Source organism: Micromonospora sp. NPDC049240 (assembly GCF_040647835.1).
In the GTDB taxonomy this organism is placed as follows: Bacteria; Actinomycetota; Actinomycetes; order Mycobacteriales; family Micromonosporaceae; genus Micromonospora.
Genome location: NZ_JBEZCX010000017.1, coordinates 1 through 21,888 on the forward strand (window position 1 = coordinate 1; position 21,888 = coordinate 21,888).

General features: G+C 74.1%; 20 protein-coding genes and 1 riboswitch. Of the genes, 10 read left to right on the forward strand and 10 right to left on the reverse strand.

Going from position 1 to position 21,888, the window contains the following annotated elements; genetic code table 11:
* Positions 1-106 precede the first annotated feature (106 nt).
* From AB0B02_RS24275 to AB0B02_RS24290, 4 genes are all read right to left on the reverse strand, one after another.
* A complete protein-coding gene (locus AB0B02_RS24275; RefSeq protein ID WP_357303760.1) occupies positions 107-955 on the reverse strand; it encodes a C39 family peptidase in 849 nt (282 codons plus the stop codon).
* A gap of 199 nt (positions 956-1,154) precedes the next feature.
* Positions 1,155-1,294: riboswitch (cyclic di-AMP (ydaO/yuaA leader) on the reverse strand.
* A 312-nt stretch (positions 1,295-1,606) separates the two neighbouring features.
* On the reverse strand, positions 1,607-2,362 hold the full coding sequence (locus tag AB0B02_RS24280; RefSeq protein ID WP_357303763.1) for a hypothetical protein: 756 nt from the start codon (positions 2,360-2,362) through the stop codon (positions 1,607-1,609).
* Positions 2,363-2,511: 149 nt separating this feature from the next.
* The gene (locus tag AB0B02_RS24285; RefSeq protein WP_357303766.1) at positions 2,512-2,898 is read right to left on the reverse strand and encodes a hypothetical protein; all 387 of its coding nucleotides are present in this window, start codon (positions 2,896-2,898) and stop codon (positions 2,512-2,514) included.
* 78 nt (positions 2,899-2,976) lie between these two features.
* Entirely contained in the window at positions 2,977-4,185 is a 1,209-nt protein-coding gene (locus AB0B02_RS24290; protein WP_357303769.1) for an acyltransferase, read from the reverse strand.
* Between the two features lie 145 nt (positions 4,186-4,330).
* Here AB0B02_RS24290 and AB0B02_RS24295 point away from each other — a divergent pair, with 145 nt between their 5' ends.
* The 3 genes from AB0B02_RS24295 to AB0B02_RS24305 all read left to right on the forward strand — a co-directional run bounded on the left by AB0B02_RS24295 (position 4,331) and on the right by AB0B02_RS24305 (position 7,745).
* Complete coding sequence (locus AB0B02_RS24295) at positions 4,331-5,656, forward strand: polysaccharide pyruvyl transferase family protein (protein WP_357303772.1); 1,326 nt, start codon at positions 4,331-4,333, stop codon at positions 5,654-5,656.
* 42 nt (positions 5,657-5,698) lie between these two features.
* Positions 5,699-6,334, forward strand: a complete 636-nt coding sequence (locus tag AB0B02_RS24300) for an alpha-ketoglutarate-dependent dioxygenase AlkB (RefSeq protein ID WP_281934727.1) — start codon at positions 5,699-5,701, stop codon at positions 6,332-6,334.
* Positions 6,335-6,404: 70 nt separating this feature from the next.
* Positions 6,405-7,745, forward strand: coding sequence for a solute carrier family 23 protein (locus AB0B02_RS24305; RefSeq protein ID WP_357303776.1), 1,341 nt, complete (start codon positions 6,405-6,407; stop codon positions 7,743-7,745).
* A 92-nt stretch (positions 7,746-7,837) separates the two neighbouring features.
* Here the strand turns inward: AB0B02_RS24305 and AB0B02_RS24310 are convergent, their stop codons facing one another.
* Together AB0B02_RS24310 and AB0B02_RS24315 are read right to left on the reverse strand one after the other, a co-directional pair.
* Positions 7,838-10,327: a DNA topoisomerase (ATP-hydrolyzing) gene (locus AB0B02_RS24310; RefSeq protein WP_281934729.1), complete on the reverse strand. Its 2,490-nt coding sequence runs from the start codon at positions 10,325-10,327 to the stop codon at positions 7,838-7,840.
* Positions 10,328-10,359: 32 nt separating this feature from the next.
* On the reverse strand, positions 10,360-12,399 hold the full coding sequence (locus AB0B02_RS24315; RefSeq protein ID WP_281936231.1) for a DNA topoisomerase IV subunit B: 2,040 nt from the start codon (positions 12,397-12,399) through the stop codon (positions 10,360-10,362).
* 382 nt (positions 12,400-12,781) lie between these two features.
* Here AB0B02_RS24315 and AB0B02_RS24320 point away from each other — a divergent pair, with 382 nt between their 5' ends.
* Positions 12,782-14,038 carry a hypothetical protein gene (locus AB0B02_RS24320; protein WP_357303780.1) on the forward strand — a complete coding sequence of 419 codons (1,257 nt, stop codon included), beginning with the start codon at positions 12,782-12,784 and terminating at the stop codon, positions 14,036-14,038.
* Between the two features lie 78 nt (positions 14,039-14,116).
* Here AB0B02_RS24320 and AB0B02_RS24325 read toward each other — a convergent pair whose 3' ends face one another.
* Positions 14,117-14,749: a methyltransferase domain-containing protein gene (locus tag AB0B02_RS24325; RefSeq protein ID WP_357303782.1), complete on the reverse strand. Its 633-nt coding sequence runs from the start codon at positions 14,747-14,749 to the stop codon at positions 14,117-14,119.
* Positions 14,749-15,186 (reverse strand): Rrf2 family transcriptional regulator, encoded by a 438-nt coding sequence (locus AB0B02_RS24330; RefSeq protein WP_281934734.1) that lies wholly within the window; start codon positions 15,184-15,186, stop codon positions 14,749-14,751. Before AB0B02_RS24330 ends, AB0B02_RS24325 begins: the two co-directional genes overlap by 1 nt.
* A gap of 151 nt (positions 15,187-15,337) precedes the next feature.
* Between AB0B02_RS24330 and AB0B02_RS24335 the strand changes: the two genes are divergently transcribed.
* From AB0B02_RS24335 to AB0B02_RS24345, 3 genes are all read left to right on the forward strand, one after another.
* Positions 15,338-16,552: a globin domain-containing protein gene (locus tag AB0B02_RS24335; RefSeq protein ID WP_357303786.1), complete on the forward strand. Its 1,215-nt coding sequence runs from the start codon at positions 15,338-15,340 to the stop codon at positions 16,550-16,552.
* Positions 16,553-16,617: 65 nt separating this feature from the next.
* The gene (locus AB0B02_RS24340; protein WP_357303790.1) at positions 16,618-17,487 is read left to right on the forward strand and encodes an alpha/beta fold hydrolase; all 870 of its coding nucleotides are present in this window, start codon (positions 16,618-16,620) and stop codon (positions 17,485-17,487) included.
* A gap of 53 nt (positions 17,488-17,540) precedes the next feature.
* Complete coding sequence (locus AB0B02_RS24345) at positions 17,541-18,170, forward strand: hypothetical protein (RefSeq protein WP_281934738.1); 630 nt, start codon at positions 17,541-17,543, stop codon at positions 18,168-18,170.
* 58 nt (positions 18,171-18,228) lie between these two features.
* On the opposite strand, the gene AB0B02_RS24350 is transcribed toward AB0B02_RS24345, so the two are convergent.
* Positions 18,229-18,423 carry a GTPase activator gene (locus tag AB0B02_RS24350; RefSeq protein WP_281934740.1) on the reverse strand — a complete coding sequence of 65 codons (195 nt, stop codon included), beginning with the start codon at positions 18,421-18,423 and terminating at the stop codon, positions 18,229-18,231.
* Between the two features lie 92 nt (positions 18,424-18,515).
* Positions 18,516-19,406, reverse strand: a complete 891-nt coding sequence (locus AB0B02_RS24355) for a DUF72 domain-containing protein (RefSeq protein WP_357303794.1) — start codon at positions 19,404-19,406, stop codon at positions 18,516-18,518.
* 117 nt (positions 19,407-19,523) lie between these two features.
* Here AB0B02_RS24355 and AB0B02_RS24360 point away from each other — a divergent pair, with 117 nt between their 5' ends.
* The 3 genes from AB0B02_RS24360 (at position 19,524) to AB0B02_RS24370 (ending at position 21,881) form a co-directional block, all read left to right on the forward strand.
* A complete protein-coding gene (locus AB0B02_RS24360) occupies positions 19,524-20,066 on the forward strand; it encodes a DinB family protein (RefSeq protein WP_281934744.1) in 543 nt (180 codons plus the stop codon).
* A gap of 115 nt (positions 20,067-20,181) precedes the next feature.
* Positions 20,182-21,150 carry a hypothetical protein gene (locus AB0B02_RS24365; protein ID WP_357303798.1) on the forward strand — a complete coding sequence of 323 codons (969 nt, stop codon included), beginning with the start codon at positions 20,182-20,184 and terminating at the stop codon, positions 21,148-21,150.
* Positions 21,151-21,173: 23 nt separating this feature from the next.
* Complete coding sequence (locus AB0B02_RS24370) at positions 21,174-21,881, forward strand: Pr6Pr family membrane protein (RefSeq protein ID WP_357303801.1); 708 nt, start codon at positions 21,174-21,176, stop codon at positions 21,879-21,881.
* Positions 21,882-21,888: the final 7 nt, after the last annotated feature.

Sequence of the window (21,888 nt, forward strand, 5' to 3'; positions counted from 1 at the left end):
GCAGTGGGAGAAGCAGGCCACCGACCTCGTCGGCAAGCACTGGAACAGCTGAGACAACGCGAAGGCCGGCACCCCGGACAGGGGTGCCGGCCTTCGACGCGTACGGTCAGGCGGAGTAGCCGCGCGTGGCCATCCAGTTCGCCAGGTCGATGGTGCTGATCCAGTACGCCGGCAGCGACGGGTCGGCCGAGTCGGCGATCCGTACGGTCCGACCGTCGTTCTGGTAGCCGACCACGGCGATGTAGTGGCCGCCCGGGAACGAGTGCCAGCCGCCGTTGGTGTCGGTGGCGTCCCCGACGACGTTCGAGACCACCGCCCGGCCGTTGCGGACCGCGTTGACCACGTCGGCCTGGAGCCGGTCGATCTGCGCCTTGGTGGCCGTGCCGGGGATCATGCGGGTCCGGTACGGGTCGCCCTTGACCTGCTGGTTGAGCACCCGGGTGGTGTCCTCGGCCGAGTTGGTGCCCATCTCGGTGGTACCGAGCGCGACGGCGAGCGTGTCCTGGCTGCGCTCGATGCCGGTGGCGCTGAGCGCGTTCCGCACCGCGGCCGGGCCGCAGTAGTAGTAGGTGGTCTGCGCCTGGTAGTCGTAGTCGAGCACCTTGCTCGACGGCGGCTTCGGCGTGGCCTTGCGGGTGGTGTCCGGGTCGGCGACCTTCGCCGACGGCGAGGCCGTGGGCGAGGCGCTGGGCGAGCGGCGGGGCGAGGCGCTCGGCGACGCGCTCGGCGACGGGACGGCGATGCGCGCCTCGCTGCGGCTGGCGGTGTCGCCGAGGCGGGAGCCGAGTTCCGCCACCGCGGCGGTGTTCTCCTGCCGGGTCGGCGCGCCGTCGGTGGCGGTCAGCGCGGCGCCGGTGCCACCGGCCAGCACGAGGGCCGCCGCCGAACCGGCGATGATCTGGTACGGACGCTCGGTCGCGAGGCGACGCAGGTGGCGCTTCAGGTGGTACTTCACGGGTTTCCTCCACGGGGTGGGCGGCACGCGCCGACCCCGCGCGTGGAGAAACTCACACGCGCTGGCGGGCGGGACGGCCGCGGGAAGTCGCCCGGATGCCGGGCGGGACGGGGTCGGAAGCGCGTCGCGTCAGGCGAGCGCCGGCACCCCGGGGCCGTGGAGGCGGGGAGACGTTCGGGGGGTGGTGGGCACGGGATGGAACTCCTTCCGTGGCCGCCGACCGGGTTAGCTGACGGATTCGGGCGGGAAGTACGCCCTACCGCGGCCGTGGGCTCGCGGATTCACCCCGGTGTTGCGTTGGGTCCCCGGTTCGTATGCACGATTAGGCGGGTCGGCGCGGCGTCGCCATCTGCGATCGGGAACCGCACCGGACGCGCCGACACTACCGGCGGGTACAGGCCCTGCCAAGCGCTCTCACCTGCGTAAACATCCTCGACGACTACGGATTCGGAACAGCCGGTCACCGACCTCCCGCAATGGGACAAGCGGCTACGTCGGCGCCGTGCGGCAGGAAGCGGACATCCGGCCGACGAAGAATCGGGCAGCGGGCGCAGCAGGGGCCATCGATCCGGACGGTCGCCGGCGGACGGCACCGGTGACCGGCCTCACCGGTTTCGGGTAACGATTCGGTCGACGTGCTCCCCGGGACGCTCAGCCGACGCGGGCCGGACGCCACCGCACCGCCGACGGGGCCGGGACGCGGCTCGCCGACGAGACGCGGGACGTGGGCACCGGCCGCAGCGCCGTGGCAGCCGCGTACGCCTCGGCGGCGAGCGTGCGGGCCGCCTCGGCGGCCAGTTCGGCGTCCCGCCACGCGAGGCGTTCCCGCTCGGCGGCCGTCTCCCAGCCGGCCCGCCGCCCGTCGCGGACGGTCCGGGCCAGCACGATCTCCTGCTCGGCCGGGTGCCGGCGCGGGTCCCACCCGTTGCGGTGGGCGAGCACGTCGGCGAGCTGGCGGGCGGTCAGCTCCCCCCGCCAGTGCGCCGTCATGGCGGCGTGGTGCAGCCAGCGTTCGCGCGCCGCGTACTCGGCAGGGGTGCGGGGTGTGTGCGGGGCGGGCAGCGCGCCGGCGCCGGCCAGGCGGCGGGCGGCGGCGTCCGCCTCGTCGTAGGCGGTCCAGGCCCGCTCGGCCTCGCTCTGGGCGGTCAGCCACTGCTCGCGACGGCGACGGGCGGTCTGCGCGGCCCCGGCGGCGGCCACCGCCACCTCGTCGGCGTACCGGGCCAGGTCGGCGCGGTGGAGCGCCTCCGCGTCGACGGGTTCGAGTGCCGGCTCCCCCGCGCCGTCGCGTTCCGGTCGCGCGACCAGCACGGCGAGCAGGACGAGGGCGAGCACGGTCAGCGCCGACCAGATGGCGGCGGCCTCGGGGACGGCGGTGAGGAAATTGAGGAGAACGGTCTGCGACATGGTCGGCACCTCACGGGAGACAGTGGCGGGTAACTCCGCACGGCCGGTCGGGGGCGGGGCGCGGCCGGAGTCCGGGCGCCGCCGGGCCGCCGAGAGGCGGTGCGGGGTGAGGTTCGGTGGGCGCGGTCACGGGCCGGGCCCGTGGCGGGTCAGCGGGCGGGCGGGGCCCGCGGACCGGCCGGAGCCGGCGGCTGGCCGACCGGGAACGGGTGCCGCCCGGTCGGGGGCGGGACATCGCCCACCGGCTGCGGCTCGGGAACGCCGACGCGGCTCCGCTGCCGATCGAAGGCGGGGACGCCCTGCCGGTCGACGACGGTGTCGCCCTGCCGGTCGGCGACACTGCCGTTCGGCCGTTCGGCGGCGTCGGCCCGCAACCCGGCGGCCGGGCCGGCCGCCGCGGGTGCGATCGGGGACACGCCGGTCGGCAGCGTGGCGGCGCCCAGCGAACAGGCGACGACCACGGCCAGGCTGGCCAGCATCCGTGCGACCCAGCGCGCCACCCACCACACGGGACAGGTGAGCGCGATCGGAGCCACGGGAACAAATTACCGCCGATCCGGGCACGGCGCATCGTCGCCCGGCGTGTCGCGACGCCGTTGACCAGGGTGGACCGCTCAGTCCGGCCGGCGCCGCCCGGCGTACTCGATCGACGGGTCCGGCTCCCCGGCGGACGCCGCGCCGGTGTCGTCGACGGCCGCGCGCGGTGCGGGCACGCCCGGTGCCGGCGCGGCGGCGGCCGGACCGCCGCGGGCCCGGCGCGACGGGCCGAGGCGGCGCATCATCGGCTCCTCCACCCAGCGGTGCAGCACGGCGGCGAGCGCCAGGGTGAGCAGTAGGAAGCCGAGCACCGCGAGCGGGCCCCGCCACCCGGGCAGCCCGGTCCCCCAGTCCCCGGTGAGCCGCAGCACGGTCACCATGACCAGCACGTGGACCAGGTAGAACGCGAACGAGACCTCACCGAGCCAGAGCATCGGCCGGGACCGCCACGGGGTCCGCCGGCCCCGCACGTCGGCGTTCGCCGCCGCGGTGATGACCAGCAGGTACGCGACGGCGAGCAGCGCCGCCCAGAACTCGGCCCGGATCCACAGCGCGGCGACCGCCCAGGTGGCGACGAAGGCCAGGCTGGCGGTGGTCAGTCCGGGGCCGCGCCAGCGGTTGCGGCGCATCAGCTCGGCCGCCGCCGCTCCCATCCAGAACTCGAGCGAGCGGGTGACCGGGAAGATCTGCGTGAACCACCACCGCTGCTCCTCGGGCACCAGGTGCTGGCCCGGCCAGAGTGCCAGGATGAGCAGCGGCGCGGCGACCAGCACGGCCCGGAGCACGCCGGTACGCGCCCGGCGCAGCCACGGCACCACCAGGGGCAGGCACAGGTAGAAGGCCAGCTCGCAGGAGAGCGACCAGCTCACGTTGTTGATGCTGTAGAAGTAGCCGTTGAGCGGGATCCACGCCTGGACCAGGAACAGGTTCCCGATCGCGGCCCACGGCAGCACCGGGTCGGCGAACCAGGCCGCCACGGCCAGCGCCGCCAGGAACGTCACCACGTGGTTCGGGTAGATCTTGGCCGCCCGGCGGCGCAGGAACGTCCACCCCGACTCGCCGTCCCGGTACGACCAGACGAGCACGAAGCCACTGAGGATGAAGAAGAACTCGACGCCGGAGAGGCCCAGGCTGAAGACCTTGCCCATCACGGCCTGCCACTGTGGCTCCGCGATGATCCGCATGGTGCCCGCGTGGAAGCCGAAGACCAGCAGGGCCCCCATCCACCGCAGGCCGGTCAGCGACGGCAGACGCGGAACACGGGTGGTGGTCGGGGCGCTGGTCATCCCGGGCACCTTACCGGGTGGCCGGGGGCGGATTCCGGCGCGGCGACGTCCGGGCCGGTCCCGGCGGGCGGCGGATAGGATTTCCGTTCCCGCGCGGCGGGGCCCCACCGGGCCCGCCGGGCCCGTACGGAAGGTGAGCAACCGGATGCACCAGCGGATCCTCCTCCGCGCCCGCAAGGGCCCGTTCGACGTCCTGACGCCCGAGGAGACCTTCGCCGGCAACTGGATCAGCGACAACACCGGCAACCTGGTCTTCAGCCACGCCGCGAACAAGCTGCTGGCCACCTCCACGGCGGAGGTCACGTCGACCCGGAAGCTCGCCGACCCGCGCGACGCCGACGAGATCAACGAACGGTACGACGTCTTCGTCATTCCGCTGGCCAACGCGTTCCGGCGCAGTTTCATCAACCGCCTCGAACCGATGACCCGGCTGATCGAGCGGCTGAAGATCCCGGTGGTGGTCCTCGGCGTCGGCGTGCAGACGAACGTCGACGGCGACCGGGAGTACCTCCGCCAGATCGACGAGCCGGTGAGCGCGTTCTGCCGGGCGGTGCTCGACCGGTCGCACAGCATCGGGGTGCGCGGCGAGATCACCGAGAGCTACCTGCGTACGCTCGGTTTCTCCGCGGTGGAGCAGATCGGCTGCCCGTCGATGTTCCTGCACGGGGACACGTTCACGCTGGCGAAGACCCGGCCGGAGCTGACCACCGACGCCCGGATCGCGCTGACCATCTCCCCGTACGTCTCGTCGATGGCCCCGGTCGTCCGCCACCACCGGGAGCGCTACCCGAACCTGTGCTACGTGCCGCAGGACCTGCGCACACTCGGCACGCTGCTCTACGGCGACGCGCCCGAGCACCGGGGCAAGCACAGCGAGATGCCGCTGCACACCTCGCACCCGCTCTTCGTCGAGGACAAGGTGCGGATGTTCGTCGACCCGTGGACCTGGATGGCGCACCTGTCCGGCTTCGACTTCAACTTCGGCACCCGCATCCACGGCACCATCACGGCGTTGATCGCCGGCACGCCCGGCTACCTGTTCGCGCACGACTCGCGGACCCTGGAGCTGGCCCGCTACTTCGGCATCCCGCACCGGATCATGCGGGACGTGCCGGCCGACGTCGACGCCGCCGACCTCTACGCCGAGGCCGACTACACCGCGCTGACCGAGGGCCACAAGGCCCGCTTCGACACCATTACCGCGTTCCTGGCCAAGCACGACCTGGGCACCTCGTTCGCCGACGGCGACAGCGCCGCGGCGTTCGACAGGCGGGTCGCGGAGACCGAGTTCCCGCCCGCGGTCCGCCCGGCCGCCGCCACCGGACCGGCCGAGCTGCTGATCCGCATCCAGCGGCTCCACGACGAGAACCGCCGGCTCGCCGACACCGTGCGCACGCTGCGCGCGCAGGGGCTGCGCGAGCGGATCAAGCAGGCCGTCCCGGACCCGGTCCGCCGGATGCTGCGACGCTGATCCGTCGTACGCCTGTTCGACCGCCGGGGTACGATCGCCTGCGTGTCCGACGTCGCGTACCAGCCCTCGATGCTCGACCTGGCCGAGCACGGGCCGACCCTCGGCCCGCTCGCCGGGCGGACCCGGCACGAGCTGAGCCGGGGCGCCTGGGTCGACCACCTGCCCGGCTGGGTGCGGGGCTCCGACGCGGTGCTCGACACGCTCCGGCACGACGTGCCGTGGCGGGCCGAGCGCCGCACCATGTACGACGCCGAGGTCGACGTGCCGCGCCTGCTCTGCTGGTACGCCGCCGGTCGACCGCTGCCGCACCCGGTGCTCACCGCCGCCCGCGACGCGCTCACCCGGCACTACGCGCCCGAGCTGGGGGAACCGTTCGTCACCGCCGGCCTGTGCCTCTACCGCGACGGCCGGGACAGCGTCGCCTGGCACGGCGACACCAAGGGCCGCTCCGCGCACACCGACACCATGGTGGCGATCGTCTCGTTCGGCTCGCCCCGCCCGCTGCTGCTGCGCCCGCGCGGCGGGGGCGGCCCCGGCCTGCGCTTTCCGCTCGGCCACGGCGACCTGGTGGTGATGGGCGGCTCCTGCCAACGCACCTGGGAACACGCCGTGCCGAAGACCACCCGCCCGGTCGGGCCCCGGGTCAGCGTCCAGTTCCGCCCCGCCGGGGTGGCCTGACCCGGCCCCGTGCTAGAAACAACTCCCAGGGTCGATCACGCCCCCGTCACCCGAGACAAAGGGCGAGGCGATGACCCAGTTCCCCACGTGGGCCGTGCACGGCGACGGCCGGTCGGTACGCCCCGGCGACGTGGTCCATCCCGACGAACGGCTCTCCTGGCCGCGCACCGTCGGGGTGGGCGTGCAGCACGTGGTCGCCATGTTCGGCGCCACCTTCACCGTGCCGCTGATCACCGGCTTCCCGCCGGCCACCACGCTGTTCTTCTCCGGCCTGGGTACGCTGCTGTTCCTGCTGATCACCGGTAACCGGCTGCCGTCGTACCTCGGTTCGTCGTTCGCGTTCATCGCCCCGGTGATCGCCGCCAAGACCGACGGCGGCATCGGCGCGGCTCTCGGCGGCATCGTGGTCGCGGGCGCCGCGCTGGCGCTGGTCGGCGTCGTGGTGCACGTGGCCGGCGCCCGGTGGATCGACGCCCTGATGCCGCCGGTGGTCACCGGCGCGATCGTCGCGCTGATCGGGCTCAACCTCGCGCCGGTCGCCTGGGACGGCGGCGGCGCCGGCACCGGCGTCAAGGCGCAACCGCTGATCGCCGTGGTCACGCTGCTGGCCATCCTGGTCTCCACCGTGCTGTTCCGCGGTTTCCTGGCCCGGCTGTCGATCCTGCTCGGCGTGGTGGTCGGCTGGCTGGTCGCGGCGCTGACCGGCCAACTCGACCAGCAGGCGGTCACCGGGCTGCGGCAGGCCGCCTGGGTGGGGTTGCCGGAGTTCCACACGCCCAGCTTCAGCCTGCGCGCCGTCGTGCTGGTCATCCCGGTCATCCTGGTGCTGATCGCGGAGAACGCCGGGCACGTCAAGGCGGTCGCGGCGATGACCGGCCGCAACCTCGACCGGCAGATGGGCCGCGCGTTCCTCGGCGACGGCGTCGCCACCGTGCTGGCCGGCTCCGGCGGCGGTTCCGGCACCACCACGTACGCGGAGAACATCGGCGTCATGGCCGCGACCCGCGTCTACTCCACCGCCGCGTACTGGGTGGCCGGCGGCACGGCGATCCTGCTCGGGCTCTGCCCGAAGTTCGGCGCGCTGATCCTCACCGTGCCGGCCGGTGTGCTCGGCGGCGCCACCACCGCGTTGTACGGCCTGATCGCGGTGCTCGGCGCCCGCATCTGGATCGAGAACCGGGTCGACTTCCACGACCCGGTCAACCTGTTCACCGCCGCGGTCGCGGTGATCGTCGGCGCCGCCAACTACACGCTGACCGTCGGTGACCTGTCCTTCAACGGCATCGCGCTGGGCACCGCCGCCGCCCTGGCGATCTACCACGGCATGCGCCTGATCGCCCGCCTCCGCAACACCACCCCCAACCCCGACCCCGACCACTCCCCCCACCCGCACCCGTCGACCGAGCGTTGATCAAGGAGTTTGCGTCTGCCGGTGCGCCGGAACAGACGCAAACTCCTTGATCAACGTGAGGGGGTGGGGGTGGGAGGTGGGTGGGGGTGGGGTCAGTCGCGGTCGATGTGGTGGCCGATGACGGTGGGGCCCAGCATCACGGCGAAGCCGGAACCGTCACGGCGCGGATCCGCCGGGGGCAGGTCCACCGGGTCACCGTTGGCCGTCGCGCCCACCGGCCGCGGGCCGATCCAGGCCACCGACAGCTCCACCTCGCCCTTGAGGAGCCGCTGCGCGCGCACGCCGCCGGTCGCCCGTCCCTTCGCCGGGTACGCCGTCATCGGCGTCACCTTGACCGTGGCGCCGGTCGAGGTGACCACCATCGGCTCGCCGTGCCGCGGGTCGTCGGTGCGGACCGCGCCGAAGAAGACCACCCGCGCCCCCGCCGGGAGGTTGATGCCGGCCATCCCGCCGCCCTTGACGCCCTGCGGACGGACCAGGGACGCCGGGAAGCGCAGCAACGACGCCTCCGAGGAGACGAACGCCAACGCCTCGGTGCCGTCGGTCAGCCAGGACGCGCCGACCACCTCGTCGCCCTCCCGCAACGAGATCACCTCGAACTCGTCCGAGCGGACCGGCCAGTCGGGCGCGCACACCTTCACCACACCCTGCCGGGTGCCCAGCGCCAGACCGGGCGACCCCTCGGCGGACGGGCCCAGCGGCGCCAGCCCGACCACGGTCTCCCCCGGCGCCAACGGCACCAGCTCGGCGGCCGACATGCCGCCGCGCAGCGACACCGTGCCGGACTGCTCCGGCAGCACCGGCAACGGCAGGACGTCGATCTTGAACGCCCGGCCGGCGCTGGTGACCAGCAGCACCCGCCCCCGGGCGGTGGAGTGCACCACGGCGCGTACCGCGTCGTGCTTGACCCGGCCGCTGCGGCGACGCGCCTCGGCCGCCTCCTCCGACTCGGCCGCGGTGCGGGCGACCAGCCCGGTCGCGGAGAGGATCACCTGACACGGGTCGTCGGCGACCTCCAGCGGGCCGGCCGGCACCGAGGCGGCGAGGACCTCCTTCAGGTCGCCGTCGACGAGCGTGGTGCGCCGCGGCACGCCGAACTGCTTCACCACCGCGGCCAGCTCGTCGGAGACCAGCTTCCGCAGCACCTTCTCATCGTCCAGGATCGTCGACAGCTCGGCGATCTCCCCGCGCAGCTTCTCCTGCTCGGCCTCCAGCTCCAGCCGGTCGTACCTCGTCAGCCGACGCAGCGGGGTGTCCAGGATGTAGCCGGCCTGGATCTCGGAGAGCTTGAACTTCTGCATCAGGCCGTCCTTGGCGGCCTGGGCGTCCTCGCTGGCCCGGATCAGCTTCACGACCTTGTCGATGTCGAGCAGCGCGATCAGCAGGCCGTCGACGAGGTGCAGCCGTTCCTCCCGCTTGCGCTTGCGGTACGCGGTGCGCCGGGTCACCACCTCGTAGCGGTGGGCCAGGAACACCTCCAGCAGCTCCTTGAGCCCGAGCGTACGCGGCTGGCCGTCCACCAGCACCAGGTTGTTCACGCCGAAGGACTGCTCCAGCGGGGTCAGCCGGTAGAGGTCGGCCAGCAGCGCCTGCGGGTTGACCCCGACCTTGCACTCGACCACCAGGCGGGTGCCGTTCTCCCGGTCGGTGAGGTCCTTGACGTCGGCGATGCCGGTCAGCCGCTTGGTCTTGTTGACCTCGTTGGTGATGGCCGCGATGACCTTCTCGGCGCCGACGCCGTACGGCAGCTCGGTGACGGTGATGGCCTGCCGGCCCCGGCTGCCCTCCAGCGGGCCGATCTCCACCCGGCCACGCATCCGCACCACGCCGCGCCCGGTCTCGTACGCCCGGCGCACCTCGTCCAGGCCGAGCAGCAGCCCGCCGGTGGGCAGGTCGGGGCCGGGCACGAACTCCATGAGCTTGTCGAGCGTGGCGTCCGGGTGGTTGATCAACCAGCGGGCGGCCTGGACCACCTCGCCGAGGTTGTGCGGGATCATGTTGGTCGCCATCCCGACCGCGATCCCGGACGCGCCGTTGACCAGCAGGTTCGGGAAGGCGGCCGGCAGCACGGTGGGCTGGGTCAGCGAGCCGTCGTAGTTGGGCTCGACGTCGACGGTGTCCTCACCCAGCTCGCCGACGAGCAGCATGGCCTCCCGCGACATCCGGGCCTCGGTGTAGCGCGCCGCGGCCGGGCCGTCGTCCGGGCTGCCGAAGTTGCCGTGCCCGTCGATGAGCGGGACGTTGAGCGAGAAGTCCTGCGCGAGTCGGACCATCGCGTCGTAGATCGCGGTGTCGCCGTGCGGGTGGTAGCGGCCCATCACGTCGCCGACCACGCGGGCCGACTTGACGTGTGACCGGTCCGGCCGGAACCCCGACTCGTGCATCGACCACAGGATGCGCCGGTGGACGGGCTTGAGCCCGTCCCGGGCGTCCGGCAGGGCGCGGGAGTGGATGACCGAGAACGCGTACTCCAGGTAGGAGTCGGAAACCTCGGTGACCAGCGGGTTGTCGAAGACCCGGGCGCCGGCCTGGTCGAAGGCGGAGAGATCGGCCTTCGCGCGGTCGTCCTTGCGGCGTGCCATGGTGCAGCTTCCTTCCGAAACGAACGCGGTGGTCAGGCGTCGATGGCGTCGCGGTCGACGCGGTCGGCGGAGTCGATGAGCCAGTTGCGGCGGGGCTCGACCTTCTCCCCCATGAGCAGTTCGAGGATCCGCTCGGCGGCGTCGACGTCGTCGAGCGTGATCCGGCGGACCGCCCGGGTGGCCGGGTTCATGGTGGTCTCCCACAGCTCGTCGGCGTCCATCTCACCGAGGCCCTTGAAGCGCGGGATCGGGGTGACGATCTGCTTGCCGGCCTTCTCCAGCTTGCGGACCGTCGCCTCCATCTCGGCCTGGGTGTAGGTGTAGACGGTCTGCGGGTTACGCCCCCTGGTGGTGATCTTGTGCAGGGGCGGCATCGCGGCGTAGAGCCGGCCGGCCTCGATCAGCGGTCGCATGTAGCGGGCGAAGAGCGTGATCAGCAGCGTCCGGATGTGCGCGCCGTCGACGTCCGCGTCCGCCATGATCAGCACGCGGCCGTAGCGCAGCGTGGACAGGTCGAACGTCCGCCCGGAGCCGGCGCCCAGCACCTGCACGATCGCCGCGCACTCGGCATTGTCCAGCACCTGCTGGAGGTTGGCCTTCTGCACGTTGAGGATCTTGCCCCGGATCGGCAGCAGCGCCTGGTATTCGGCGGATCGGGCCAGGCGCCCCGTGCCGAGGGCGCTGTCCCCCTCCACGATGAACAACTCACTTCTGTCGATGCCTCCGGCGCGGCAGTCGACCAGCTTGGCCGGCATGGCCGCGCCCTCCAGCGCGGTCTTGCGACGGGCCGCGTCCTTCTGCTGCTTCTGGGTGAGCCGGACCCGGGCCGCGTCGACGATCTTCTGGAGCACCGTGCGGGCCTCGGCCTTGGTGCGGCGGTCGTCCAGCCAGCTCTTGAGGTGCGCCTCGACCAGGCCCTGGAGCACCTTGGTGATGCCGGCGGTGGAGAGCTCGTCCTTGGTCTGCGAGGTGAACTGCGGCTCCGGGATCCGCACGTGCACCACCGCGGTCATGCCCTCCAGGACGTCGTCCAGGGTGGGCGCGTCCTCCTTGGGCTTGAGCAGGCCCCGGGTGGTGCGGGCGGCCTCGGCGAGGGTGCGGGCCAGCGCGCGCTCGAAGCCCTTGCGGTGGGTACCGCCGTGGGCGTTGCGGATGGTGTTGGTGAAGCACTCGACGGTGCGGTCGTAGCCGGTGCCCCAGCGGAACGCGATCTCGACCTCGGCGCGACGCTGCACGTTGGACTGCATGACGCCGTTGGCGTCGGCGGCGTTCTCGCGGTAGGTGCCCTCGCCGGTGACAAGCAGCGTGCCGGAGACCGGGCGGTCACCGGCCGGGGCGAGGAACTCCACCATGTCGGTCAGGCCGTCGGGGAAGTGGAAGCGCTCCTCGACGGCCTGCTCGCCGGTCTCGTCGCGCAGCCGGTAGGCCACCCCGGGGACCAGGAAGGCGGTGTTGCGCAGCTTGAGCCGGACCGCCTCGGTGTCGAGCGTGGCGCCGGTCTCGAAGTACCGCGGGTCGTGCCACCAGCGGATCGAGGTGCCGGTGCGCTGGCCACGCTTCACGGCGCCGACGACCTGGAGACCGGGACCGGGGGTGAACGGCGCGTCCGGGCCGTCGCCGTCGAAGATCCCGGGTACGCCGTGGCGGAACGACATGGCGTGCACCTTGCCGGCGCGGCGGACCGTGACGTCGAAGCGGCGGGAGAGCGCGTTGACGGCGGAGGCGCCGACGCCGTGCAGGCCGCCGGAGGTCTTGTAGCCGGAGCCGCCGAACTTGCCTCCGGCGTGCAGCCGGGTGAGCACCAGCTCGACGCCGGAGATGCCGGACTTGGCGTGCACGTCGGTGGGGATGCCGCGGCCGTCGTCGTCGACCTGGACCGAGCCGTCGGCGTGCAGGATCACGTCGACGGCGGTGGCGTGACCCGCGACACCCTCGTCGGTGGAGTTGTCGAGGATCTCGTTGACGAGGTGACCCACGCCACGGCTGTCGGTGGAGCCGATGTACATGCCGGGGCGCTTGCGGACGGCGTCGAGGCCCTCCAGGTGGGTCAGGTCGTCGGCCCCGTAGAGCATCTCAGGCTGTGCGGTCAACTGGTCGTACTCCCAGGTCTCGGCGGTGTGGTGCCGTTCACCGTGAGCGGTCCCCACGGCGATCGCCGGGCGCGGCGCGCCGCAGCGAGCCTAGCCCGGCGCTCCGACAGGTCCGATGCACCCGGGTGCGGTGTTGCCCGGTCGACCCGCAGGACCGCCCCCGGCGGCGGTGTCCGACGACGGCGGGACGGCGTCCGTGCCCGACAACGACCGGGCCGCCGCTCGTCTTCCCGGTCGCTCGCGGGCGGATTGTGAACACCGGTCGTGACCACGTGTCCGGGCATTGACGCCCGTCACACGCCCGTGATGTGATCGCCACCTCAGAGGATCTTTCACGTTTCTATGTGTGAGGGTGAGGTGGGGCATGTCCGTGTTCCGTCGTTCCGTGCTCGTGGCGGCGCTGGCGCTCGCCACGGCAGCGCTGCCGGCCGCCGTGGCGCCCGCCGCGCCCGCCGCCGCGGCGCTGCCGACCGCCGCGGTCGCGTTGGGTGACAGCTTCATCAGCGGCGAGGGCGCCGGCGGGTACTCCCCGGTGGTCGACGTCAACGGCGTCGCGCAGGGCTTCCCCGGATGGTCGGCGGCGAACGCCAACGCCTACTTCTGCCACCGCTCACCGAACGCCTCGCTGTTCCGGGCCGACCTGCCGGGCATCGCCGCGCGGTTCAACCTGGCCTGCTCGGGTGGGCAGCCGTACGACATCGCCAACGCCTCGGCCAGCCGGGCCAAGGGCCGGCAGGTGGCCGCCCAGCTCGACCAGCTCCGCTCGGTGGCCCGGACCCACGACATCGACCTGGTGCTCGTCGGGCTCGGCTCGAACAACAGCTCCTTCACGTTCGGCAGCGTGGCGGAGAAGTGCGCCAACCGGTTCATCGCGGACGCGTGGACGGGCTGGTGGGAGTTCTGGGCGTACCTGGGCGGGCCGGTGGAGCAGAAGCCGTGCACCGACGCCGACCTGGGCACCGCCGCGCAGTTCTCGGCCGCCACCGCGGAGACCACGGCGGCGCTGCGGCAACTGCTCACCACGCTCGACGAGGTCGACGCGGACGGCCAGCACCGGGTGGTGTTCCAGGACTACACCAACCCGCTGCCGTACGAGCTGGACCAGAGCTACTGGAGCGAGGACAGCCGGGACGACACCCGGGACAAGTTCCGCGCGCTGGGCGCGGAGCGGTACGCGGCCGGCTGCCCCATCCACCGCGCCAGCCTGGCCCCGGGCCAGCGCTTCTCCCAGGGGCTCGGCACGCTGGTCAGCTCCGTACGCGGCACGCTGGCCGCCGAGTTCCCGGCCGACGACCTGGTCTACCTGAACGTGCAGCGGGCATTCGACGGCGCCCGGCTCTGCGAGTCGGCGGGCAGCCCGGCCAACGCGCTGGCCACCCCGATCCGGCTGATGGACGGCCCGAGCGGCACCTTCGTGACCAGCCTCTCCGGCTACGACAAGCTGGACATCCAGCGGATCGCGAACGCCTGCGGCACCTACTTCCAGACCTGCCAGGAGTCGTGGCACCCGAGCGCCGCCGGCCACCAGGTGCTCGGCCGGTGCCTGAGCGGAGCGGCGGTGACCGGCTCCCGCGCCGTGTCCTGCGTCCGCGCCCCGGACGGCACGATCAGCGTGAGCTGACGCCACCCGATCAGCGTGCGCCGGGGACGCCGGCCGGTAGTCACCGGCCGGCGTCCCCGCGCGTGGGCAGGCGGACGGTCAGGCGCGGGTCGCGGTGCCGAGCACGTGCGGCGAGGCGGGCGCCGGGATCCCGGAGGCGGGGAAACGGAACCGGTCCAGCCCGGTCACGGTGAAGCCGGCGGCCCGGATCGCGCCGACGGTGTCGCGGGCGGTGTGGCAGCCGGCGCAGAGCAGCGGCCAGAGCGTCGCGTCGGCGAGACGCTGGGCCCGGCGCAGGCCCGGTGTCGACGCGACCACGTGCTCGTAGAAGCGCAGCTCGCCGCCGGGCCGGAGCACCCGGCGCGCCTCGCGTAGCGCCACCGCCTGGTCGGGCACCGAGCAGAGCACCAGCGACAGCACCACCGCGTCGGCGGCGCCGTCGGCGACCGGGAGCGCCTCGGCCAGGCCGGCGGCGACGACCACCGGGACCGGGGCGGTGGCCGCGGCGGCCCGGGCGAGGGCGCGCAGCCGGGGTTCCGGCTCCACCGCGAGCACCCGGGTCACGGTCGGCGGGTAGTGCGGCAGGTTGCGTCCGTTGCCGGCGCCGACCTCGACCACCCGGCCGTGCAACCCGGTGACCAGGCGGCCCCGGTGGGTGGCCGCGCCGGCGGCGTCCATCGCGACGCTGGCCCGGGCGAAGAGCCGGGCGAAGACCGGGTGCGAGACGCCCATCAGGGGATGGCCGGCCGGGCGCCGAGGCTGAGCAGGAGCGGCCCGGCCGGGCCGTCGACCAGGTCGCCGAGGCGTACGCCGTCGAGCACGGCGAGGAACGCGGCCTGGGCCCGGCGCAGCTCGCCGCGCAGCCGGCAGCCGGTGACCAGCGGACAGGCCGGTTCGGCGCAGTTGACCACCTCGTCGTCGCCCTCGAAGGCGCGCACCACCTGAGCGACTGTCACGTCGCCGGCGTGCTCGGCGAAGGCCACCCCGCCGGAGCGGCCCCGGATGGTGACCAGGACGCCGAGCCGTTGCAGCCGCTGCACCACCTTGGCCACGTGACTGCGGGGCAGGGCGAGCCGGGTCGCCAACTCGTCCACCGTGGCCCGGACCGGGGACGCCGCGGTCAGCATGGCGATCCGCAGCGCCATGTCGGTCGACCGGTTGAGCCTCACACCTCGACACTAGTCACTGGACGCCGTACGTGACACGGGCCGATCGACGGTGATCCGCGCCACGCCCGTTCCGGGACCTTGGACCTGAAGAGGAATCTTTGATTCCTGTTTCGTGGTGGTCGACCCGTTCGACGCCAGAAGGAGACACGCCGTGCTCTCGGAATCCTCCGCCGCCGTGGTGACCGCGACCCTGCCCGCCGTCCGGGCCCACGGCGAGGCGATCACCGGCCGGTTCTACCGGCGGATGTTCGACGCCCACCCGGAGCTGCTCGACCTGTTCAACCGGGGCAACCAGGCGACCGGCCAGCAGAAGGCCGCGCTCGCCGCGGCGGTGGTCGCGTACGCCGGGCACCTGACCGGGGACGCCGCCGGCCTACCGTGGGGGCCGGTCCTGGACCGGATCGCGCACAAGCACGCCTCGCTCGGCATCACCGCCACCCAGTACCCGATCGTCGGCCGGCATCTGCTCGCCGCGGTCGCCGAGGTGCTCGGCGACGCCGTCACGCCGGCGGTCGCCGCCGCCTGGGACGAGGTCTACTGGCTGCTCGCCTGCGAACTGATCGCCCGGGAGGCGCGACTGTACGCCGGCGCGGGCGTGCCGGAGAGCGGCCCGGTGTGGCGGGACTGGCGGGTGACCGGCCGAGCCCGGGAGACCGCCGACGTCGTCTCGTTCACGCTCGCGCCAACCGACGGCGGCGCGGCCCCCGACTTCACGCCCGGCCGGTACGTCTCGGTCGCGGTCGACCTGGACGACGGTCGGGGACGACAGATCCGGCAGTACAGCCTCTCCGGCCGACCGGGCGCCGCCGAGTGGCGGATCACCGTGAAGCGGGTCCGTGGTCAGGCCGGCGCGCCGGACGGCCTGGTCTCCGGGTACCTGCACGACCGGGTGTCCGTGGGCGACACGCTCCGGTTGAGCCCGGCGTTCGGCGAGGTCGACGCGACCGGTGACGACGGGCCGCTGCTGCTGGTCAGCGCCGGCATCGGGCTCACCCCGGCGATGGCGGCGCTGGCGCACCTGGCCGAACGGGACCCCCGCCGCGAGGTGACCCTGGTGCACGCCGACCGCGCCGCCGCCGCGCACGCGCTGCGGCACGAACTGCCCGCGATGCAGGAGCGGCTGCCGAACCTGGCGGTCCACCTCTGGTACGAGGACACCGCCGACGCCGAACTGCCCCCGCTGAAGGCGGAGGTACGCGCCGGCCTGGTCGAGCCGGACCGGATCCCGGTCGCCGCCGGGGCCACGGCCCACCTGTGCGGCCCGATCGCGTTCATGAACCTGGTCCGGGGTGACCTGCTGCGCCGGGGCGTGCCGGCCCGGCGGATCGCCTACGAGGTGTTCGGCCCCGGGATGCTGCCCGGCTGACCGGCCGGGGTCGGTGCGACGGGTCCACCCACCGCTTGCTACCCGCCGGTAGCTAGGCTGGGCCGGTGAGTGGCGAGTACGCGCAGGAGTACGTGGACGTCGACGGCGCCCGGATCGGCGTCCAGGTCTATCCGGAGCCGGCCGGGCCGCCCGGCGCGCCGGTGGTGGTGATCTGGCCGGCGATGGGCGTCCGGGCCCGCTACTACCGCCCGTTCGCCGCCGCGCTGCGCGACGCCGGGCTCGCGGTGATCGTGGCGGACCTGCGTGGCACCGGGGAGAGCACCCCGGCGCCGGCGCGCACCTGCCGGTACGGCTACGCCGAGCTGGCCACCGACGTCGGCGCGGTGCTGGACGCGCTCAAGCCCCGGCTGGACGGCCGCGTCCGGGTGCTGCTCGGGCACTCCCTCGGCGGGCAGGTGGCGGTGCTGCACCAGGCGCTGCACGACGCCGGCCGGGTGGACGGGCTGGCGCTGGTGGCGGTGGGCCTGCCGTGGTGGCGCCGCTACCCGGGACGGCGCGGCTGGGGCGTGCTGCCGTACACCCAGGGCATCGCGGCGGTGGCCCGGCTGCTGGGGGTCTGGCCCGGCTGGGGGTTCGGCGGCCGGCAGGCGAGCGGCGTGATCCGCGACTGGGCGCACACCGCCCGTACCGGCCGGTTCCCGGCGCTCGACGGCGTCGACACGGAGGCCGCCGTGCGGCGGATCCGGACGCCGGTGCTCGCGGTCAGCGTCGACGACGACCAGTACACGCCGCACGAGACGCTGGACCACCTCTGCGACAAGCTGACCGGCGCGCCGGTGACCCGGCACCGCTACACCGTCGCCGAGGCGGGCGCCGCGCTGGACCACTTCACCTGGGTCCGCGCGGCGGCGCCGCTGGCCGCCCGGGTGGCCGCGTTCGCCGGCACGCTGCCGGGACGCATCCCGGGGGCGTGAGCCGGCCGAGGACGGGTATGCCGCACCGCCCGAACACGGCGGAGGGGGATCAGATGTCCGAACGGCACACCGCGTTGCGCTCGATGCACGACCTGGGCCTGGCGGCCTGGTTCGGCGGCTCACTGATGGGGGCGCTCGGCGTCAACGGCGCGGCGGCACGAATCGACGACACGACTCAGCGACTGCCGGTGGCCTCGGCCGGCTGGGCGCGGTGGACCCCGGTGAACGCGGCGGCGATCGGCGCCCACCTGGCCGGCGCGGTCGGTGAACTGGTCACCGAGACCCCGCGGATGGCCCGGCAGTCCGGGGTGGGGAAGGCCAGCGCGGTGAAGACCGCGCTGACCGTCGGCGCGCTGGCGGTGACCGGCTACAGCCGGCTGATCGGCATGCGGCTGGAGAAGGCGGGCGGGCCGCCCGTCGACGGGATCACCGAACCGAACCACCACACACCGGCCACCGTCGCGGCCAGTCAGCGGCAGATGAAGCTGCTCCAGTGGGCGGTGCCGGCGCTGACCGGCGCGCTCGTCGTGATGACCGCGTACATGAGCGAGCAGCAGAAGCCCGGTCAGGTGTTCCGCGGCATGCTGGACCGCGCCGGTGGGCTGATGTCCGCGCCGAAGAACCTCGGCAAGATGGCCGCCGTGGGCGCGGCCGGCCGCCATCTGGTCGCGTCCGGCCGCTGAGCCCACCGCGCGGCCGGCGACCCACATCGGGGTGGGTCGCCGGCCGCGCGGTGCCCGGTCAGGAGCCGGTGCCGTCCTCCCCCGGCGCGCCGGGCGCGGACGGTTCGTTGTCCGGCACCGGCGACCCGGTCACCGGTCGCCCGGTGTCGTCCACCAGGCCCGGGGCCATGCTGCCGCCGTGCGCCTCCTCGGCCTCCCGGATCGCCCGGGGATCCCGGCCGTCCGGGGTCGTCTCGTCCCGCCGTTCGTCCACCTGCTCGCCCCCCTCGCTGTCGTCCCTGGCCGGTACCCGTGCGGCGGCCGGGAAAACCCGGGCCCGTCCCACGGCGCGGGGCCGGTCAGGCGCTAGGCACGCACGGCGGCGGGCACCACCCCGAGCAGTTCGGCGAGCCGGGCGGCGTCCCGTTGGGCCTGGTCGCCGCAGCAGTTGTTGGTCAGCACGTGCAGCTCGGCGCACTGGTCGGCCAGCTCGCGCAGCAGCACGGCCCAGTGCCGCAGCTCCGACTCGCCGTACGCGTAGCGGAACCGCTCCTGCTTGTCGCCGCTGGACCAGGCGTCGCTGTGCCCGTGGAACCGGACCACCGCCAGGTCGGTGGTGGCGACCAGGATCGGCGGCACCGAGGAGACGTGCCCCTGCGGCATGTCCACACAGCCGTATCCGAGGCCGTGCTCGCGCAGGAACGTCACGGTGTCGACCACGGCGTCCTCGGTGAACCAGGAGGAGTGGCGCAGCTCGACGGTGACCGGAAAGGGCCGGCACCGCCCGGCGGCGGCCAGGATCCGCCGGCGGGCCGCGTCGCCGCGGGCCAGCCACGGCGGGAACTGCAACAGCACCGCGCCGAGCCGCTCGGCCGCCGCGAGCGGCGCCAGCGCCGCGTGGAACCGGTCCCAGAGCTGGTCGTACGCCCCGGCGGGCAGGTCGCGCCACCGGATCCGGCTCGGGCCACCGGTCGGCCGCAGGTCCTTCGGCAGCGCGTCGACGGGCGTGTGGTGGCCGGTGAAGAGCCGGAACGCCTTGACGTCGAAGGTGAAGCCGGGCGGGGTGGCGTCCGCCCACGCCGTCGTGGTCTCCGGCGCCGGCACGGCGTAGTACGAGGTGTCCACCTCGACCAGAGCGAAGTGCTCGGCGTACCAGCGCAGCCGGCCGGCGGGGGTGTTGGCCCCGCGCGGATACCAGCCGGAACGGACCAGCATCTGATCGGCCCACGAGGACGTGCCCACCTTGATGACACCCATGTCGTTCAGTTCACCGCGAACCGGACGGACCGGCAACCGGAGGCTCCGGTGTGGATCGCCGGAGTTGTCGGTGCCGGGTCGTACCGTGACCCGGGAACGATCGAAGGGACGAACGGCATGGCTCTCACGAACGGCATGGCTCTGACGAACGGCATGGCTGTCACCGACCGGGTGCCCACCGGCGAGCGGGCCGATCTGCTCGCCGCCCTGCGCCGGCACCGCGGCTTCCTGCGCCAGACCGTGGCCGGGCTCGACGACGCGCAGGCCGCGCGCCGCAGCACGGCCAGCGAGCTGTGCCTCGGCGGGCTCGTCAAGCACGTGGCGATCACGGAGCGGAGCTGGGCGCGCTTCGCGGAGGGCGGCGCCGAGGCGATGCGGAGCGAGCCGGTCGACTGGGCCGGCCAGTTCCGGATGGACGAGGGCGACACCCTGGTCGCGCTGCTCGCCGAGTTCGACCGGGTGGCCGCCGCGACGGACGCGCTGGTCACCACGCTCGACCTGGACGCCGCGCATCCGCTGCCCGACGAGCCGTGGTTCGAGCCGGGCGCCGCCTGGACGGTCCGCCGGGTGCTGCTGCACCTGATCGCCGAGATCGCCCAGCACGCCGGCCACGCCGACATCATCCGCGAGTCGATCGACGGCGCGAAGACCATGGGCTGACCCCTCACCCCGTCCCCGAGGCGGGGCGGCGGCGCAGGTGAGGTGACCGGTCTCACGCCGTCCGCCGGGTCCGACGTGTGACGCTCCCACAGGTGGCGGCGCTGAGGGTCACGAGATGGACGCATCCCGCCTGGACCAGGAAACCGTCGAGCGACTGCTCGCCGGCTCCGCCGACGGTGCGCAGACCGCTCCCCCCGCGCTCGTCAGGTTCCTCGACGCCGTCCGGGCGGGGCCCGACGCCGGCGAGCTCGACGGCGAGGCCGCCGCCGTCGCGGCGTTCCGGGCGAGCATCCCGACCATCGGTCGGGCGGCCGGCATCCCGGAGCTGCGGCCGGCGGCCGGCGCCCCCGGTCGACGGCCGGCGGCGGGTCGTCCCGCCGCGGGCGGGCGGCCGGCCCGCCGGTTCGCCGGGTTGCTGGGCGTCAAGCTCGCCGTCGCCACGCTGGCCGCGTCGCTCACCGGTGGTGTCGCGCTGGCCGCGGTGACCGGCAACCTGCCCGGCACCACCCGCGACGAAGCGCCACCCGTCGACACCACCACCAGCACCGGCACCCGACCCACGGCCGCGTCCACGCCCCCGGGCCGCCCGAGCCGTCCGATCCCCGGTCCCACCGTCGGCGCCCCCGATCCGTCCGCCCCGGCGGGGCTCTGCGCCGCGTACCAGGCGGTCGCCGGGGCCGAGCGACGGCGCGCGCTGGGCACCCCGGCCTTCGCCGGGCTGGTCGCCGCCGCCGGCGGCCCGGACCGGGTGGTCGGCTACTGTGCCGCCCTGCTCGACGGCACCGGTGCGCCGACCGGGTCCGGCACCCCGACGCCGGGTGACCCGAGCGGGCGGCCGGAGCATCCGACGGGCGGCCCACCGACCGGTGTCGTTCCCACCTCGGCCCCGTCCGGCCCCCCGGCCGGCACCGCACGGCCACCGACCGCCCCCGCCACCACCGGACCGCTGGTCAGCCCCACCGCCGACACCGCGCGGACGCCGGGCGGTCCCGGCTCCGACGCCGCGCGGACACCTGGCGGCCCCGGCCCCGACCGGTCACCGGACGACGCCGCGCCCGACCCGACCGGCCGGCGCGCCGGTTGACGACCGGCTGGTAACTTGCCCCGGTGACCCCGCGGCGTCGCCGACCGGCGATCCTCCTCCGCCTGGCCGTGGTGCTCGGTGTGGTGGCCGGCATCGTGCTCACCGCGCTCGGCCCGGCCACGGTGACCGGCCTGCTGCCGTACTTCACCATCCAGAGCAACGTGGCGGTCGGCGTCCTCGCCGGCTATGCCGCCTGGTGCGCGGCGCGCGGCCGGCCGGAGCCGCCAAGCGTGCTCAAGGGCGCGGTGACGCTCTACATCACCATCACCGGCACGGTCTACCACCTGGTGCTGGCCAATCCGGCGAGCCCGTTCGCGATGGCCCAGCCGCACCGCGATCCGGGCGAGTGGTGGGGCAACCAACTCCTGCACACCGTGGTGCCGCTGCTCGCGGTCGCCGACTGGGCGTTGTTCGACAGGCGTGGCCGGCTGCGCCCCCGGTACGCCGCCTGGTGGCTGGTGTTCCCGCTGGCGTACCTCGGGTTCGCGCTGGTGCGCGGGCTCGTCGTGCACCGCTACCCGTACCCGTTCCTCGACGCCGGGCAGCTCGGCTACGACGGCGTCGGGCTCAGCGCGCTCGGGTTCGCCGCGGTGTTCTGGCTGCTGGGCCTCCTGTTCGTGGGCGTCGACCGGCTGCTCGCCCGGGCGGGTGCGGCACCGGCGGCCCCGGTGGGCGGCCCGCCGTCCCCGGCCACCGAGCCGACGACACCGGCGAGCCACGGCGCCGGCTGACCGCGGC